General features: G+C 49.7%; 16 protein-coding genes and 4 tRNA genes. 2 read left to right on the forward strand and 18 right to left on the reverse strand.

Annotation, left to right across the window (positions count from 1 at the left end; all coding sequences use genetic code 11):
• Nucleotides 1-17 precede the first annotated feature (17 nt).
• From C2M34_RS09085 to xerD, 16 genes are all read right to left on the reverse strand, one after another.
• The gene (locus tag C2M34_RS09085; RefSeq protein ID WP_233997968.1) at nucleotides 18-785 is read right to left on the reverse strand and encodes a L,D-transpeptidase family protein; all 768 of its coding nucleotides are present in this window, start codon (nucleotides 783-785) and stop codon (nucleotides 18-20) included.
• On the reverse strand, nucleotides 782-1,891 hold the full coding sequence (locus tag C2M34_RS09090; RefSeq protein ID WP_105200820.1) for a dipeptide epimerase: 1,110 nt from the start codon (nucleotides 1,889-1,891) through the stop codon (nucleotides 782-784). Before C2M34_RS09090 ends, C2M34_RS09085 begins: the two co-directional genes overlap by 4 nt.
• A complete protein-coding gene (locus tag C2M34_RS09095; RefSeq protein WP_105258583.1) occupies nucleotides 1,888-3,303 on the reverse strand; it encodes an SH3 domain-containing protein in 1,416 nt (471 codons plus the stop codon). The genes C2M34_RS09090 and C2M34_RS09095 overlap by 4 nt, the downstream gene beginning before the upstream one ends.
• A 929-nt stretch (nucleotides 3,304-4,232) precedes the next feature.
• Complete coding sequence (locus tag C2M34_RS09100) at nucleotides 4,233-4,586, reverse strand: threonyl-tRNA synthetase (protein ID WP_105258584.1); 354 nt, start codon at nucleotides 4,584-4,586, stop codon at nucleotides 4,233-4,235.
• The gene (locus C2M34_RS09105) at nucleotides 4,579-5,037 is read right to left on the reverse strand and encodes a hypothetical protein (RefSeq protein WP_105258585.1); all 459 of its coding nucleotides are present in this window, start codon (nucleotides 5,035-5,037) and stop codon (nucleotides 4,579-4,581) included. Before C2M34_RS09105 ends, C2M34_RS09100 begins: the two co-directional genes overlap by 8 nt.
• A gap of 1,256 nt (nucleotides 5,038-6,293) precedes the next feature.
• The gene (locus C2M34_RS09110) at nucleotides 6,294-6,761 is read right to left on the reverse strand and encodes an Sbal_3080 family lipoprotein (protein WP_234398782.1); all 468 of its coding nucleotides are present in this window, start codon (nucleotides 6,759-6,761) and stop codon (nucleotides 6,294-6,296) included.
• A gap of 505 nt (nucleotides 6,762-7,266) precedes the next feature.
• A tRNA-Arg gene (locus tag C2M34_RS09115) sits at nucleotides 7,267-7,343 on the reverse strand.
• Between the two features lie 43 nt (nucleotides 7,344-7,386).
• A tRNA-Arg gene (locus C2M34_RS09120) sits at nucleotides 7,387-7,463 on the reverse strand.
• A gap of 47 nt (nucleotides 7,464-7,510) precedes the next feature.
• Nucleotides 7,511-7,587, reverse strand: a tRNA-Arg gene (locus C2M34_RS09125).
• A gap of 37 nt (nucleotides 7,588-7,624) precedes the next feature.
• Nucleotides 7,625-7,717 (reverse strand) — tRNA-Ser (locus tag C2M34_RS09130).
• Nucleotides 7,718-7,893: 176 nt separating this feature from the next.
• The gene (locus C2M34_RS09135; protein WP_105258587.1) at nucleotides 7,894-8,082 is read right to left on the reverse strand and encodes a hypothetical protein; all 189 of its coding nucleotides are present in this window, start codon (nucleotides 8,080-8,082) and stop codon (nucleotides 7,894-7,896) included.
• A gap of 295 nt (nucleotides 8,083-8,377) precedes the next feature.
• Nucleotides 8,378-9,913 (reverse strand): lysine--tRNA ligase, encoded by a 1,536-nt coding sequence (lysS, locus tag C2M34_RS09140; RefSeq protein ID WP_105200825.1) that lies wholly within the window; start codon nucleotides 9,911-9,913, stop codon nucleotides 8,378-8,380.
• A gap of 28 nt (nucleotides 9,914-9,941) precedes the next feature.
• A protein-coding gene (prfB, locus tag C2M34_RS09145) for a peptide chain release factor 2 (protein WP_105258588.1) occupies nucleotides 9,942-11,040 on the reverse strand; the annotation gives its coding sequence in 2 pieces (ribosomal slippage) (nucleotides 9,942-10,964 and nucleotides 10,966-11,040; 1,098 coding nt in all).
• A gap of 147 nt (nucleotides 11,041-11,187) precedes the next feature.
• Nucleotides 11,188-12,921, reverse strand: coding sequence for a single-stranded-DNA-specific exonuclease RecJ (gene recJ / locus C2M34_RS09150; RefSeq protein ID WP_233997969.1), 1,734 nt, complete (start codon nucleotides 12,919-12,921; stop codon nucleotides 11,188-11,190).
• Nucleotides 12,922-13,175: 254 nt separating this feature from the next.
• A complete protein-coding gene (dsbC, locus tag C2M34_RS09155; RefSeq protein ID WP_105200827.1) occupies nucleotides 13,176-13,913 on the reverse strand; it encodes a bifunctional protein-disulfide isomerase/oxidoreductase DsbC in 738 nt (245 codons plus the stop codon).
• 112 nt (nucleotides 13,914-14,025) lie between these two features.
• The gene (gene xerD, locus C2M34_RS09160) at nucleotides 14,026-14,940 is read right to left on the reverse strand and encodes a site-specific tyrosine recombinase XerD (RefSeq protein ID WP_105200828.1); all 915 of its coding nucleotides are present in this window, start codon (nucleotides 14,938-14,940) and stop codon (nucleotides 14,026-14,028) included.
• 91 nt (nucleotides 14,941-15,031) lie between these two features.
• Here xerD and fldB point away from each other — a divergent pair, with 91 nt between their 5' ends.
• Nucleotides 15,032-15,550: a flavodoxin FldB gene (gene fldB, locus C2M34_RS09165; protein ID WP_105200829.1), complete on the forward strand. Its 519-nt coding sequence runs from the start codon at nucleotides 15,032-15,034 to the stop codon at nucleotides 15,548-15,550.
• Nucleotides 15,551-15,571: 21 nt separating this feature from the next.
• On the opposite strand, the gene C2M34_RS09170 is transcribed toward fldB, so the two are convergent.
• Both C2M34_RS09170 and C2M34_RS09175 read right to left on the reverse strand, forming a co-directional pair.
• Complete coding sequence (locus tag C2M34_RS09170; RefSeq protein ID WP_105258589.1) at nucleotides 15,572-16,033, reverse strand: hypothetical protein; 462 nt, start codon at nucleotides 16,031-16,033, stop codon at nucleotides 15,572-15,574.
• Between the two features lie 32 nt (nucleotides 16,034-16,065).
• Entirely contained in the window at nucleotides 16,066-16,296 is a 231-nt protein-coding gene (locus C2M34_RS09175) for a hypothetical protein (protein ID WP_158681409.1), read from the reverse strand.
• 38 nt (nucleotides 16,297-16,334) lie between these two features.
• Here C2M34_RS09175 and srmB point away from each other — a divergent pair, with 38 nt between their 5' ends.
• A complete protein-coding gene (gene srmB, locus C2M34_RS09180; RefSeq protein WP_105200870.1) occupies nucleotides 16,335-17,567 on the forward strand; it encodes an ATP-dependent RNA helicase SrmB in 1,233 nt (410 codons plus the stop codon).
• Nucleotides 17,568-17,608 lie beyond the last annotated feature (41 nt).

Raw genomic sequence — 17,608 nt, forward strand, 5'->3', positions numbered from 1 at the left:
ATCAACCCGCCTTGTTATTATTTTTGTGGCCCTAAGGGCGGCAAGCGCCAGAGTGTTTGCTTTAGCGCATATTCCATGCGCGGCAATATCACCATCAGGGGTTGTTTGTCTTTATCCAGCCAGCGCAACAGGGCATCCATATCCGCCTCGGCCATGGCCGTACACCCCGCCGTAGGCTTATCCGCGGCGCGCCATAAATGCATAAAAATACAGCTGCCGGCACCGCTGATATTCTCCGGGTTATGGGCAACGATAATACCCTTTTTGTATAAATCGTCCTGGCTGTGAATATCGCGGCGCATGGCCTCGGATGAGCCTTCTACCGCCTTTTCACCCACCACCTTGGTATTCACCAACTGGTTGTAATAGGGCGAGCCGTTCACATCGATGCAGTAATCCCCCGCGTCCATGGGGTGATAATCCAGGCCGGTGGTAAGCGCATCCATATAACCAAAGGCATTCCCCAAACGAAATACTCCGGCGGGCGCCTTGCCATCTCCCTCAACCTTCTGCTGACCTTGCTGGAGCTCATGTAAGCCAATGCCCCAGGCCAGGCCGGTGCGACCAATCACCACGGCGCCAGGCTCCCCTATGGCGTGCCACTGGTTATCATCGCCGCGCTCAAACAAGGTCATTTCACCTTGGATATCCGTCCAGGAGTCGGTCACCACCACCGCCAGTTGGCGGTTGTCATCTTTAATGGGCTCGGGCTCAGCCTTGGCCCAGGCCGGGCCGCTACAGGCACTGGCGATCAGCATGATCAGACTGGTTAGTGTGTTATTCATTGCCATACTCCATTGGGTAGTTGGATAAGACCCTCGATGCCGGTAATTCCCAGGCCAGGACCAGTATTTAGGGTGATAGCGGGCCCGCAAAAGCGGGTTCCGCCTTGCACTGGGTCGTACTGGCCAAGAGCTGGACCGTCTAAATCTATCAGGCCGATTTGCTTGGCCTTGGCCGCCGCCAGATGTGCCGCCGCGGCAACGGCAATACTGCCTTCCAGCATACAACCGATCATACAAGGGCGCTCATAGGTGGCGGCGATATCGGCAATCCGCAAGGCACGACTGATACCGCCGCTTTTCATCAGCTTAATATTGATAATGTCCACGGCGCCACGCTCCAGCAGGGTGATCACCTGCCTGGGTGAGAAGGCACTTTCATCGGCCATGATCTTAGACTGGACCCGCGCACTAATATACTCAAGGCCGTCAACGTCATTGGCTTTTACCGGCTGCTCCACCAGCTCCAGGACTATGCCTTCGCTTTCTATGGCCCGCAGTGCGCGCACCGCTTGCTTGGCATCCCAGCCCTGATTCACATCCAGGCGCAGCGCCGCCTTGTTGCCCACATGCCGGGCGATAGCGCGCACCCGTTGAATATCCTGCTCAAGGTCATTGCCTATTTTGATTTTCAGCACATCAAAGCCTTTAGCCAAGGCGATATCACAATCGCTCAGCATTTTATCTATGGCATCTACGCTGATGGTGACATCGGTTTTAAGCTCGCCTTGATCACCGCCCAAGGCGCGATACAAGGGCACGCCCAAACCTTGCGCCCACAGATCATACAAGGCAATTTCCAGCGCCGCTTTGGCACTGGAGTTGGCCACTACGGCAGCGGCCAAACGATCGCACAGGGCATTGATATTGCGCACATCCTGATTGATAAGCTGAGGCGCAAGGACTGTGTTGATAATGCTTATTATGGATTGGTGGGTGTCGCCGGTGATCACCGGCGTGCTCGGTGCGCTGCCATAACCCCTTTTGCCACACTGGGTGTCGATTATGACCACCAGGTCTTCTATGCTGGAAACCGTGCGCAGCGCCGTTTTAAACGGGGTGTGCAAGGGCACCGACAAGCGGGCAAAGCGTACCGACTTAATGATCATAGTGCACCGCCCGGAGCGATACGTTTAATGGCATAGGTTTTATCTAAATAGGAGGTATCGGCATTTAAATACAGGGGTAACAAGGGCGTCACGGATACGCCATTGAGCTCGCCATCGTAAAATCCGCCATCGCCTTTTAAGTAGCCAAGCCCTTTTACGTCATGGATCACATAGGGCTGGCCTTGATAATCGCCGATATACATCATCACATGGCCAGGAATATAGATAAGGTCGCCGACCTGCATCTGTGCCAGCACCTGCTGCTTTTGCTCCAGCGTGGCATCGTCATCAAAGCGCCAGTTATAACCGTACTCTCCCTTGCCCTGCCATGAAGAATTACGCGGCATCATCACGCCAAAGGTTTTATAAATCTCGCCGACAAAACCAGTGCAATCCCGGGCGTTGTAGTCGTGCCCCCAGCCATAACGCTCGCCTAAAAACTTAAACCCCTGAGCAATGAGGTTATGCCGGGTAAGCGGCAAATAACCCAGACTCACATCGCTGGAGCGCGGCAATAACGCCTTTTCAAAGGCCAAAGAGCCATCCTCATTGCGCACCGGCAGCTTGACGATATAGCTGGCAAAGCTGTTTTGGCCGTGAGTGAGGTGCTCAATTTGCTCTTGTGGCATCAGCGCCAGGCGCACCCCCATATCCAGTTGCACCTCGGAAACCCGTGGTTTATTAGGCACAAAGCTGGTGTCCACCTTATCACCGCTGACAATGATGAAATCCTTGGCCCGCATATAATCAACAATGGTGTCTTTATCCCCCACGGCGATGGCCGACTTTTTCACCCAGGCGGTGTAGTTGTAGGTGGCCACCAGATACCAGAGCCCATCCGCGCTTTCATGCAGCACCGCCACCGCCTCACCCGGGAAGGCGCCACTTTCCTGGAAGCGATCCAAATCCGCATCCATTTCCGCGTTTAGCACGCGATCATCGGTGGGAAAGGTGCGTAACGACGTGCGCTCAACCACCATGCCAAAGCGCACCTGATTCTTGTCCTGCACCTGGGTCTTATTGGTGTTACCGTGATAGCGCGCAAAGTCCTCGTCCGTCAGCTGGCGGCCATCGGTATAAAACCTTGGGCTGGAAGGTGTTGAACTGGCTTTTTCCAGGTGTTGGCTCAGCTCGTCACGGGAGAGCTCATCCGCATAGGTGAGCGGATCTGTAACATAGGGATTATTGGCAATCAGCTTGCGGTTAAAGGCCTGAATTTGCCGCTCGCTCATCAGCGGCGCGTTATCCGCCTGCTGTTTTAACCAAAAAGCGGGAGAGAGCATGGCCGGCTGAACCAAGGGCACATCACTGACAAAGGGCGCCGTTTGCTGAGCGTAAGCCAGACCCTGACTGGACAGCAGCAAGGCCGCCGCAATGGCAGCAGTGAGAATAGATTGGGCTTTGTTGTTCATTGTTATCTCTCCCCTTCGCCTTCGGCGTTAAGTCGCAGGTTTTAATACATGAGATTACTGTATAGTCGCAGGGGAAACAAATATTTCAAAGGAAATATTTGTTAGGAATATTTTATTAAAAACAACAACAGGCGAATGCCTTGAGGCATTTTTATCTAGGTACTGTAGGCGAGGCTTTAGCCTTGCAAGGCCGACGAGCTTTCTTGTCGGCCCTTTCGGCAACGTGCTCTTGCATTGCCCTATTACCTACAGCATGACGGCAAATCCCAACCTGTAGATACAAGGCCGGTGCTTTGCGCCAACACAGCTTCTAAAAGAGAGATCTTGTCGGGTCGCCGACTACGACTTAGAGGAAATAGGAAGAATAGTGCTAATAATTCATCCATGAAGCAGGGTTCCTGTCGGCGTCCCCGTTCCTCACAGAGCTCGTCACCTTCAAGCGGCGAGAGTGAAACTATTCACTCTCTTGTTTCCGCTTTCAGCCATGCCTCCACCTCCTCGCGCAGCGAAGCGGTGCTTCGGTCACTCGTCGCCCCTAAGAACTCCTAGGACACCCCCACATTGCATTATTTCCTCAACGCGCTACGAGAAATGAACGTAACCAACATGCACAGTACGGCCCCTCTCCTCGCCGAGCTCGTCGCCTTCAAGCGGCGGGAGTGAAATTGTTCACTCCCTAGTTTCCGCTATTAGCCATGCCCTGGGCATGTTTTCGCCCGCAGTCCCCCTCCTCACAGAGCTCGTCGCCTTCAAGCGGCGAGAGTGAAACTATTCACTCTCTAATTTCCGCTTTAAGCCAACGGGCGATTACTCTTCTCGCATCCCGTTTCGGATGCAATGTAAGGGGATTAGACTGATACACCAGCGTTCTACAGAAAAGTTATCGCAATCTGTTAGGCTGTTTAGTACAAAAAGCGGACTTTAACGCTTCAAGAAGCGGCGCGGCTTGCCGTGTCCGACTTACTTGACTTGTTAGATGATTTTGAATCGCTTATTTTTGTGGATAGGAATATATCTGAATAGATTCCTTTCAGTGACGCTGCTAATACAACCATACCAGCAATGAAAATATACAGATCGATTTCTTTTAGGAGTTTTCTGGCATCTTCATTGATCGTTCCTGCAACTAAAAGAATGCCACAAACTACACCACTTGCTTGAAGAATTGCATTAACCATAACAGCCTGATTAAATTCTTTTTTCGCCTTATGGCACCTGAATGCATAGATCGCAATCAATATAACACCAATCAAAGCGGAGGGAATAAATATGGCTTTATCCATTTCCTTTCCCTCCTTTTTTTACTGAATCACCAATTAGACCACCAATAATACCGCCTAATATCGCACCAAATGGGCCACCAACAGAAGCACCGAATATAGCGCCTCCGGCTGCCGCGCCTAATACCCTTGAGTTATCATCTGATTCTTCTTCCGGTGTGGGTGGCCGGTGATAAATGCTGAAATCAACATCCAATATTTCTGCGCCACTAGCTTTGTGATTAGTGTAATTAACAATTCCTGTAGGGTATTCCCAGACTTCAAACGTTAAATGGATTTCTTGATCACAGTTATCGCAAGGAAGGTCAACATATGCAGCGTAATGGTTCTCTTCGCCCATACCTCTTTCGGAGCCTGACTCAGCTTCAAAAATAATTTCGTCTTGTTTCAAATTATGTTCATGGCCGCAATTTGTACACACATAAGTTGCTTCAGCAATTATTCCATCACTCATAAATACCTCTATGCTTCCTTAAATCATCTAACAGCGTCTTAGTGAGAATTCCCGGTTAAGGAAGTTATCCACAACCTAGGTTTTTCATGCTAAATAAAATTTTATTCAATAATACCAGAAAGTTACCAGCCATTTTGATTGCTAACAATAACAGGTGTGCAATTAAAACCGAGCCCTCACTTAATCGAGCCATGTAGAGCTCGTTATGTAATTTATTATGTGCTTTATTTTCATAGAGTTATTACTTGACCCTAGATAGTCGAGCCGTTTTATTACATTACATAACGAGACCAAGGAGCATTGCCTTTGGATTCCAAACCGCACTCACAGGGATCGCCACTTCCCGTTTAGATTCGCGCTGGAGAAATCAGATTTTGTTGTGGAGCGTGCTTGAGACAACGAGATAGAGATATCAAGTTAGGTTTACCGAGGCAGGACGCCTCGTTAAACCGTGTCGAAAGCTAAGCGCAGCGTTTAACAAAACGTTGAGTTCGCAAGCATTAGCGAATCACGGGCGCCTTGGGGTTCCAAGGGGCGGTTGGCGCAAACCGCCCTTTGGTTGCCGTCGCCAACGCGACAAGATCTATCAATTCCTGCCGCAGTCGGCGGCCGACAAAAATTGTCAGGTTGAAACCTGACCTACAGGTATCGAGCCTCCCGTTTAGATTCGAGCTTTCGATCTCAGTTTTTGTTGCGGAGCGTGATTGAGACAACGAGATAGGGATATCGAGTTAGGTTTACCGAGGCAGGCTGAAAGCGGAAATAAGCGAGTGAATAGTTTCATTCGCGCCGCTTGAAGGCGATGAACTCTGTGAGGAGCGGGATCGCCGAGCTAGATTTATCAGTACAGGGATGTGCTGTTAAATCGCCTCAATGACTAAACGGAACGTTTAACAAAACGCTGAGTTCGCAAGCATCAGCGAATCACGGGTTCGCGGAGTTTCCAAAGAGGGAGTCGAATCACTCCCTCTTTGGTTGTCGTCTCCGGCCCCTCGCTGGCTCAAGGCGTTCGCTTGCTAAAAATAGTCCACCAGACTATTTTCTTAACGCGCTCACCCAACGCGACAAAACAACCCTCAGTGCAAGTAATTCACCCCTGAAGCTGCATTGTTGCCCTTTGTCGGCCTAAAAGGCCAACCTACAACGAGAGCTCGACAAAAGCTATCCAAAGGCATCTTTGTCGACGCAGAGCATCGACCTACAAACCGGCCCGACAACAAAAAGGCCAATACACTCGCATTGACCCTATAAGGATTTTAGTTATTGCTCTCACCACCGAGACAAATTAACTTATTCGCTTCTTCTTTACTCAGGTCACTTAGTAGAAGATCCAAACTCAATTCCGTTCTTTGCTGAGCGGAGCCGAATTTATCAAACCCTCCACACATCACTGTATCGATTTTAACGAGCGCAATCACTGTTCCATTATCCACGATTTCAACATTCAAATACCTCATGTAGGTAGCAACATCCCACCACCAATTAGCGGAGTATATAAGCTTAGGCTCTTGTGAACTTGCTGAATTGGATTGAGATGTTTCTACGACTTTATATTTAAAGCCATGCTCATCAAGCTTGCTCGTAATAACGTGTCGAATAGAGTCTTTAGTTCTGCCATCGTCAATCACTAGTATATTTTTGTTTCCGATAGCATTTGCATCTAATTTTTGCAGCTCAACAACGGCATTATTGGCACAACCAGTTAGGAGTAACGCCGTAAACATAGAAGTACATCTTTTGAACATTGTATTTATTTCCTTTATACATGTTAATTCTGCACTAATTCTACCACGGCCGAACGAGCAAGGGGGTGCTATTGATTTTTATCTAGTTACGTTCTTTAGTGAGTAACAAAGTAAATATCGCGCCAATACTGAGAACTTAATACCAAACTAAAAGGTATCGTTCCTCCCGTTTAGATTCGCGCTTTCGAACTCAGTTTTTGTTGCGGAGCATGCTCGAGACAACGGAGCATGGATGCGCAGTTAGGTTTACCGAGGCAGGCTGAAAGTGGAAATAAGCGAGTGAATAGTTTCACTCGCGCTGCGAAGCGATGCTTCGGTCACTCGTCGCCCAACGCGACAAGATCTAAACTTGAAGGCTATTATCAACCAATAAACGAGAATGTTGAATTTGAAAAAGGAATCTTGAGGAAAAGCGGGAATTCTTGAATTTCAGGCATAAAAAAACCAACTTTCGTTGGTTTCTTCTCACTTCTTAAGAAAGAAGTGGCGGACGCAGGAGGATTCGAACCTCCGACCGCCTGGTTCGTAGCCAGGTACTCTATCCAGCTGAGCTATGCGTCCGTTATGTTCTTGAACCTTAGGTTCTAATTTGTCACTTGAATTATGGCGGACGCAGGAGGATTCGAACCTCCGACCGCCTGGTTCGTAGCCAGGTACTCTATCCAGCTGAGCTATGCGTCCGTTTCATAAAAAAGTGACTTTAGATAATAGACCATCTTGAAGAAAGATGGCGGACGCAGGAGGATTCGAACCTCCGACCGCCTGGTTCGTAGCCAGGTACTCTATCCAGCTGAGCTATGCGTCCATATCTAAATACAAAAACAACACCATTTAAAAATAAATGGCGGAGAAGGAGGGATTCGAACCCTCGATAGGGCTACAAACCCTATACACCCTTAGCAGGGGCGCGCCTTCAGCCACTCGGCCACCTCTCCGTCTTTGTGGGGCGTATAATAAAGGCTTGAGCAAATATGTCAAACACTTTTCTATGAAAATCAGCCTATCTGCTCAGAGATTGCGCAGCTGGCTATTTATGGCATAAAAAATGGCCTTAATGGGCCATTATCTCGCTACTTTTATTCTTTTGCCCGCCGCAAACAGGCTTGGAAGATTAAGCGCCGTTACCCACTACCAATAAAGGAATGCCCTGTGTTTTTGCCTTGTCGTCCAAGTCGTTGTCCAGCTCGCGTAAAATCTGATCGCAGTAACCCTGACGTTCAAACTCGATAATGCAGGCGCGATAGTAAGCGGCGCGCTTGTCGTCCTTGGGTATTTGGGGCAAAAACTCTTCGTAATCCATTACATTATTCCTATTGTCGTTATTACGCACTTTTTGACCGACTTCTCTTACAGCGCTAAAGGGCTCTAGGTACTAGCAGAAAATTGTAGTGCATTTACTTTAGGCGCACAGTAGGAATAAAAGCTTGTTTTTACCAAGATAAAAATAAAGCCAATGAAAATCAAGCAGATAGATATATTTTGATAGTCTATGACAGTGTTTTTAGGCCTTAACAAGTTGGTTTTTGCGATATATCGCACAAGTAAGATCCAAAAACGCGGCCTTAGCCGCGTTTTTAAGAGTTAGACGTTATTAATTAGTCTTGCTCTGGGCGCATATGCGGGAACAAGATCACGTCTTTAATCGTTGGTGAGTCAGTGAATAGCATCACTAGACGGTCGATACCAATACCCTCACCCGCCGTCGGTGGTAAACCGAATTCAAGGGCGCGGATATAGTCTTCATCGAAGTGCATGGCTTCATCATCACCGGCATCTTTTTCTTCTACCTGACGGGCAAAACGTGCAGCCTGATCTTCGGCATCGTTCAACTCAGAGAAACCATTGGCAAGTTCACGACCACCGACGAAGAACTCGAAACGGTCAGTCACGAATGGGTTGTCGTCGTTGCGACGGGCCAGTGGTGATACTTCCCACGGGTATTCTGTGATGAAGGTAGGTTGAATAAGCATGTGCTCAGCCGTCTCTTCGAAGATTTCACACATGTACTTGCCCGCACCCCATACGCAGTTTTCAGGGATCTTCACGTGTACTTGCTTAGCGTACGCAATCAGCTGTTCCATGTGGTTCTCAGGGTCGGCAAATACCGCCGCATCGAACTCTGGGTTGTACTTCATGATGGCATCGGCCATGCTCAGGCGCGTGAACGGCTGACCGAAATCGTATTCTACGCTATCAACCACTTCGCCATCGGCATTCTTCGTGGTGTTTACAATCGTTGTTGTGCCCAACACATCTTGTGCCACTGTACGTAGCATGTCTTCTGTGATGTTCATCAGGTCATTGTAATCCGCGTACGCTTGGTAGAATTCAATCATGGTGAATTCTGGGTTGTGGCGCGTTGACAGACCTTCGTTACGGAAGTTACGGTTGATCTCGAATACACGGTCAAAACCGCCTACCACTAGACGCTTCAAGTAAAGCTCAGGGGCGATACGCAGGTACATATCGATATCCAGGGCATTATGGTGGGTTACGAATGGACGTGCCGATGCACCGCCAGGAATAACCTGAAGCATAGGCGTTTCCACTTCCATAAAGTCACGATCGGCAAGGAAACGACGAATACCTTCAATTACCTTAGAGCGAATACGGAAGGTCTCACGAGTATCCATGTTGGTGATCAGATCCACATAACGCTGACGGTATTTGGTTTCCTGATCCGACAGGCCGTGGAACTTCTCTGGCAATGGACGCAGTGACTTGGTCAGTAGTTCATACTCCTGCATATCAACGTAAAGGTCGCCTTTACCCGATTTATGCAATGGACCAGACACGCCAATGATGTCGCCGATATCAAGCTGACCGTATTTTTCTTTCAGATCTTTTTGTACGTCTTTTGAAGCATATGCCTGAATGCGGCCTTTCATATCCTGAAGAACAAGGAAAGGACCACGCTTGGCAAGAAGACGACCGGCAACGGCAACTTGATGGTCTAGCTCTACCAGTTCTTCTTTCGATTTATCACCAAATTCTGCTTGAAGATCAGCTGTGTAGTGTTTTCGGCGGAAAGTATTCGGGTGGCCGTTTGCACTACAATTTTCGCGAATAGCGTCGAGCTTGGCGCGACGCTCTGCAATTAATTTGTTTTCGTCTTGGATTTGATCTGTCATTTTCTAGCTCTATTAATTTGGCGTTAAATTACAGCCCTGATTTCAGGCTTGCTTCAATAAACTTGTCGAGATCACCGTCTAATACGGCTTGGGTATTACGGTTCTCAACTCCGGTGCGCAGGTCTTTAATACGCGAATCATCAAGGACATAAGAGCGAATCTGTGAGCCCCAGCCGATGTCTGATTTGGCATCTTCCTGCGCTTGCTTCTCGGCATTTTGCTTTTGCAACTCAAGCTCAAACAGCTTGGCTTTAAGCTGTTTCATCGCCTGGTCTTTGTTTTTGTGCTGCGAGCGGTCATTCTGACACTGCACCACGGTATTGGTCGGCAAGTGAGTAATACGTACCGCAGATTCGGTACGGTTAACGTGCTGACCACCGGCTCCCGATGCACGGTATACATCGATACGCAAATCGGCCGGGTTAATATCGATTTCAATGTTGTCATCGATCTCGGGATAAACGAATGCCGAGGCAAACGAAGTATGACGACGACCACCCGAATCGAACGGACTCTTACGCACTAAACGGTGTACGCCTGTTTCTGTGCGCAGCCAGCCATAGGCATATTCACCACTGATCTTCACCGTGGCGCCCTTGATACCGGCCACATCACCGTCGGTTGCTTCCACGATCTCGGCCTTAAAGCCTTTCGCTTCGGCCCAGCGTAAGTACATACGCAGCAACATGTTGCACCAGTCTTGCGCCTCGGTGCCGCCTGAGCCTGCCTGCAGATCCAGATACGCATCATTGCTGTCCTGGTCACCGCTAAACATGCGGCGGAATTCAAGCTGTTCCAGGTGGGCGTTAAGCTCTTCAAGCTCGGCTTGCGCCTCGGCAAAGGTTTCCTCGTCTTCGGCTTCAACCGCCAGCTCAACAAGGCCTTCAACATCGTCGGTACCAGTTTCGAGTTTCTCTATGGTCTCAACAATGGCTTCCAGGCTCGATTTTTCTTTACCTAGGCCCTGAGCGCGCTCTGGCTCATTCCACACCGCTGGATCTTCAAGTTCGGCATTAACTTCTTCTAAACGCTCTTTCTTGTGAGCATAGTCAAAGATACCCCCGAAGAAGCTCAGTACGTTCGCGAATTTCCTTGATTTGGTTAATCACAGGATTCACTTCAAACATGCATGTTACTCCGCAAAAAATAGACTCACGCCCGCTTAAAATTGGCGCGTCGATAAAAGCGCTCGATTTTAACAAATAATTGTCGAATTTATTAGCGCTTTTATACGAATTAGTACAATTTTATTGGCCCTGGTTTGGGCCGTGTGATCAGCCGCGTTTTTGCATTTCCCGCACTATTAATTGCAGCGAGAACTGACCACGGAACTCGTTGATATCGAGCTGATAAGCCAGATGTACATAACGCACCTGAGTATCGGGCCAGGCACGCACATCGATATTAAAGGCAATGGCATCGACAACCCGACCACTTTGATGGCGCAACACCAGCTTCAGGTGCTTCTCCCCCACGATCCTTTGTTGCAAGAGCTCAAAGGTGTGCTCAAACACCGGTTCGGGAAAATGCTGGCCGAAAGGGCCGGCCTGGCGCAGCAGTTCGGCAAAATCGAGTGAGAAGCAATCCGCCGGCAATTCACCATCGGTAAGCAAGACGCACTCCTTGGCTTCCTCGGTAAGCTCTTTGGCCACCTCGGCAACAAAAGCCTGCTGGAACTCGCTAAAGCGGGCTTCTTCTATGCTTAAGCCCGCGGCCATGGCATGACCGCCAAACTTGATGATCAAACCCGGATGCTGGGCATCGATATGAGCCAGCACATCGCGCATATGCACGCCGTCAATAGAGCGACATGAGCCCTTAAGCTGACCATTGTCTCCAGCGGCAAAGATGGCGGTAGGTCTGTGGTGCTGCTCTTTTAAGCGCCCGGCAAGAATGCCTATCACCCCTTGGTGCCAGTCCTGTTGATACAAACACAGGGCATCGGGAGCCTGATTCGTGCCCAAAGAAAGTCTGCTCAGCGCTGCCTGCGCTTCTTGCTGCATACCCTGCTCGATTTCCTTACGCTCAGCGTTCAGGGCATCGAGTTCACCGGCAATACGCCGGGCCTGGTTGAGCTCAGGCGCCAATAAACAGGCGATACCTAGGCTCATATCATCCAAGCGCCCGGCGGCATTCAAACGCGGCGCCAGGGCAAAGCCAAAATCGCTGGCGCTTAAACGAGCGCGGTTGCGTCTGGCCACTTCAATCAAGGCATCGATACCCGGGCGGGTACGACCGCTGCGAATGCGCGCCAACCCCTGATACACCAAGGTGCGGTTATTGGCATCGAGCGCCACCACATCAGCGACCGTGCCCAGTGCTACCAGGTCCAACAAATTACCTAAATTCGGCTCTGCCTGTCCTTGTTGTTCATACCAATTCGCTTCACGCAGGGCATGGCGAAAGGCAATTAAGAGATAAAAGGCGACACCCACGCCAGCAATGGACTTGGATGGAAACTGACAGTCGTGACGATTGGGGTTCACTATGGCATCGGCATTGGGCAGGCGCTCACCCTGCAAGTGGTGGTCGGTAACCAGTACCTTGATACCCGCTTCTTTGACCCGGGCTATGCCGTTGATGCAGGAAATACCGCTGTCGACCGTGATCACCAGATCCGGCGCTAGGGTAATAATATGCTCCGCCAGCTCAACACTCAGACCATAACCAAAGTTAAAGCGGTCGGGCACCAGGTAATCGAGCCGGGTAAAGCCAAACATCTGTAAGCCCTGCATCAGGGTCGCGGTACTGGTGGCGCCATCGGCATCGAAGTCGCCGACAATGAGTACCTTTTCCTGCTTTTGCAGACTTGTAAACAGCAGCTCTGCGGCTTTGTCTATATCGCGAAATAAGCGAAAGTCATGCAAGGTGGTGACGCTGTTATCTATCTGCGCCGGGTCGCTGACTCCCCGTGCCGCATAGAGTTGACGAATAACTGGGTGTAATTGAGCGCTAAGATGAGAATCATCTACGCGCTGACGGGCGGTAATGGTAGTTTGCGCCTGCAAGGCTCGACTCCATATTTTTAATAGCAATTCTGTTACCTAGCTAAGCATTCTAGCGGGCTAAATATCATGCTCACTGCGTTAGAATATTTCCATGTAGAATAGCTACATAAGAAAAATTCTGCCTTGTTAGCACATCATTTATCCAGCGCTATATCTGCTCCCATACTTAACAGAATTACTATAAAGACAAAAAAACAGGCCTGCCGCTAAAGCAACTAGTGCGCTCTAGCTAAGCAGACCCAGTAATGATCTTATTAAGATTTAGATTTTATCTGGTCAATGGCAACACTGATGGCGGCAGCCGGTTGATAGCCAGGGATCATACTGCCGTCAGACAGGATTATTGCCGGCGTACCACTGATACCAAAGCTTTGTCCTAGCTGGTAGTGCTCCGCCACTGGGGCATTACACTGCTTCACTTCTTCCGGTTTCGCACCGGCTTTAGCCTCGGTCAGGGCTTTTTGCTGATCCTCGGCACACCAGACATTCATAAGATCTTTATAGCCTTGTGAACCCATGCCGCCACGAGGGAAGCCCAGATACTGAACCGTAATACCGGCTTCAAGGTAATCCTCTAACTCACGATGCAACTTACGGCAGTAACCACAGGTGATATCGGTAAATACGGTGATCTTGCCTTTTTCTTTGTCGGCCTTGTAGACGATCATCGAATCTTTATATTGCTCCACCCCTTCAAGACGCACACCGCTTAGCGCCGCCTCGGTCAGGTTTTCTTTGTTTTTGACATCAATCAGGGTGCCCTGCAACAAGTAACGGCCGTCGTCACTGGCATAAAATACGCCGCGGTTGGTGATCACTTCAACCACACCGTCCAGAGGCGTGGTATTTACTTTCTTGGCGTTCAGACCCAATTGTGCAAACTGGGCTTTCACTGCACTGTTACCTTCAGCCACCGATTGCGCCGCCGAAACACTGACGCTGGTTGCCGCACTAACACCGGCCAGGGCCAGTGCGATAAATACTTTTTTCATAATATATGTCTCTAAAAACTTCTAGTCATACTACCTAGACCGTGAATCAGCGATAAAATTCACGCCCTACGCGTTATGCCCTCAACCTAAGCCAACTAGCTAAGCCCGTGACCTAAGCCCGAGGGTGATGAGTTTGATGCACTAATTTTAGTCGTTCGTTGGCCACATGCGTATATATCTGTGTGGTCGACAAATCGCTGTGACCCAGCATCATCTGCACTACTCGCAGGTCGGCACCATGATTAAGCAAGTGAGTTGCAAAGGCATGACGCAGGGTGTGCGGCGACAGATCTGATTTAATGTTCGCCAACATAGCATAGTGTTTAATGCGATGCCAAAAGGTTTGCCTTGTCATACCGATACCGCGCTTGGAGACAAAGACAAAATCCGTGGCATGTTTTATCAATGCCGGGCGGGAAAATTTCAAATAGCGCGCCAGCCAATCGAGCGCTTCTTCGCCCATGGGCACTAGGCGCTCTTTACCGCCCTTGCCCTTTACAAAGACCACCGCCTGATTCTGGTTTACATGCTCTAATCTCAGACCGATCAGTTCGCTGACACGCAGTCCTGTGGCATAAAGCAACTCTAACATGGCTCTGTCGCGCAGGCCCATGGCATCCTCGCAATCGGGGGCTGCCAGTAGCGCCTCCACATCTTCCTCGCTCAGGGTTTTTGGTAAGGATTGCATGGCCTTAGGGCGGCTAATGGTTTCCAAAGGCGAGCGCGTCAAACGCTTGTCGGTGATCTGATGTTGATAAAAGCGCTTTAAGGCACTGATACTGCGCGCCGTACTGCGCGGGCTTAAGCCGAGATCAACCCGATAGGCCAGATATTGCTCCACCTCTTGCGTATCTACATCAAGCAAGGCTTGGGGGGCGATAAAGTCGCTGAATTTTTTTAAATCGGTGCGATAGGCGGACAAGGTGTTGTCGCTGGCGCCGCTTTCAAGAAACAAGGCATCCAAAAATTGCTCAATATGCTCTAGGTTATCCGGGTTTGGCGGCTGCTTACTCACATCAATGGCCATGCAGATTTAGGTTAATTGCATCATATCAGATAGATACTCGGGGCACGATACGTTAGACTTCGCCCTATCAATGACAAGCGATGTGAAAACAATGAAGATTGGTTTATTTTACGGTTCGACCACCTGCTACACAGAAATAGCGGCGGAAAAAGTCCGCGACATTATCGGTGCAGACGTTGTTGATCTCTTTAATATTAAAGATGAACCGCTGAAAACAGCCGAAAATTATGATTTTGTCATTTTTGGTATTTCCACCTGGGACTTCGGCGAAATTCAGGAAGACTGGGAGTCGCACTGGGATGATATCAAGGATGTAAACCTGGCGGGCAAGGTGGTAGCCCTGCTCGGTATGGGGGACCAACAAGGCTATGGCCAGTGGTTCCAGGATGCGCTGGGCATGCTCCATGATGAAATCGCGCCACAAGGGGTGCAATTTATCGGTTACTGGCCCAACAGCGATGAATATGAGTTTGAAGCCTCTAAGGCGCTGACAGAAGATGGCTCACACTTTGTCGGTCTGGCCCTGGATGAAGACAGTCAGTACGAAAAAAGCGATGATCGTATTGCCACCTGGGTGGAGCAGATCATGACCGAATACGCCGAGCTGTAAGCTACTTAGGCTTTGTAAACTTTAGAAGCGTAAATAAAATTCACGGCACAGGTGGCGATAGTCCTCACTGTAATCGTCGCCTGCGTGGATCACCAGCAGCTGCTTTTCACACACCCCCGCTTGCCAGCTAAATTGCATTAGCCAACGACTGACTTCTTTGCGCTCGGTGCTTTTTACTTCGCACAGGCGCCGTAAATGCCCGCCCGCCTGCTCAGCTAACTTTACTAACTCTTGTCCTTGCTCACGAGGAAGGATCACCGCCAACTCAGTGTTTACATGGCCTACCCTTTGCCATAGGTCTATCAGCGCCGAAAACGGCAGACTGTCGGTATGACGCGCCAGATTACGCTTATCGTCTTGTGCTTTTAAGGCGTTATCAAAATAAGGCGGATTACTGATCAGCAGATCAAACTTGCTCTCACTGTCAAAATGCTGGGCATCGCCCTGCGTTATTTCTATCTCCGGCCAGGGACTTGCCGCCACATTACTCCTTGCCTGGGCGCAGGCATCCGGCTCTATATCAGGGCTCGCACATCAGAGTGGGGCGCACGCTGCTTACACATTAATGCCAGCAATCCGGTGCCCGTGCCAACATCCAATATTTGCTGCGCCGAGCCCAGCTCCGCCCAGGCTCCGAGCATAATACCGTCGGTGGAAACCTTCATGGCGGTGCTGCATTGCGCGATAGAAAACTGTTTAAACTGAAAACCTGCCACTTTAGACCTTTGTGTTTGAGCATGTGCCACGTATAATTGCCTTAATTGTCCATCATTTTGACTCCTTTATGCAATTTGCCGATTTTGATCTTGATACCGCGCTACTCAACGCCATTGACAGCCTAGGTTTTACTAAGCCCACCAGCATTCAGCAACTGGCTATTCCAGAAGCGCTGGAAGGCCGTGATGTCCTTGCCTGCGCCCCGACCGGCACCGGCAAAACCGCGGCGTTTTTGATCCCCGCCATTCAGTACCTGTTGGACCATCCGCGTCGTAACCCAGGTTTCGCCCGCGTCTTGATCATGACCCCAACCCGTGAGCTGGCCTACCAGGTACATGAGCAATGCGAAAAGCTGGCGGCAGACACACATTTAAAAATCGGTGTGGTTACCGGCGGTATCAACTACGGCACGCATAAAGAGATCTTTGAAAAGAATAACGATATCCTGATCGCCACACCGGGGCGCCTGATGGAATATCTGGACACAGAAAACTTCCACGCCGAAGATGTAGAGCTGCTGATTTTGGACGAAGCGGACCGCATGCTGGACATGGGTTTTCGTAAGGAAATGCTGCGCATTTGTGAAGAAGCGAAAAACCGCCGTCAATGTATGCTTTTCTCTGCCACCCTTGAAGGTGACAGCGTCGCCAAGTTCTCCGAGCGCATCTTAAACGAGCCGGCACAACTGGAGGCATCGCCTTCACGTTCTGAGCGCGGTAAGATTTTGCAATGGGTGCACCTGGCCGATGATTACGACCATAAACTCAAGCTCTTGGTGAACTTGCTACAGCAAGAGAGTGTTGAAAAAGCCATTGTCTTTGTGAAAACCCGTGAGCGCCTGGAAAAGCTGGTTGGCGAGTTATTCACTCATGATATCAAGACCACCTGGTTGCGCGGTGAAATGCCACAGGATAAACGTATGGCGGCCATGGCCAGCTTCCACAGCGGTCGCACCAAGATCTTGATTGCCACAGATGTTGCCGCCCGTGGTATTGATGTTAACGACATCAGCCATGTGTTCAACTTCGATATGCCACGCAGCGCCGATGTCTATGTACACCGCATTGGCCGTACTGCCCGCGCCGGTAAAAAAGGCACCGCCATCTCCTTGGTTGAAGCCCATGAAGTGGCCATGTTAGGTAAAATCGAACGCTACACGGATCAGGTGCTAAAGCGTCGTAAGATCAAAGGTCTGGAGCCGCAGCACAAAGAAGCCAAGCTGCCGCCGAAGAAGAAAAAAGATCCGGAAAAGATGAAGGCCAAACGCAAAAAAGCCAAGTCCAAGGCAAAAAAGAAATAACCCATTAAAAAAGCCGCTCGATTGAGCGGCTTTTTATTGTC

The organism is Pseudoalteromonas sp. T1lg88, assembly GCF_002964765.1.
Taxonomy (GTDB): Bacteria; Pseudomonadota; Gammaproteobacteria; order Enterobacterales; family Alteromonadaceae; genus Pseudoalteromonas.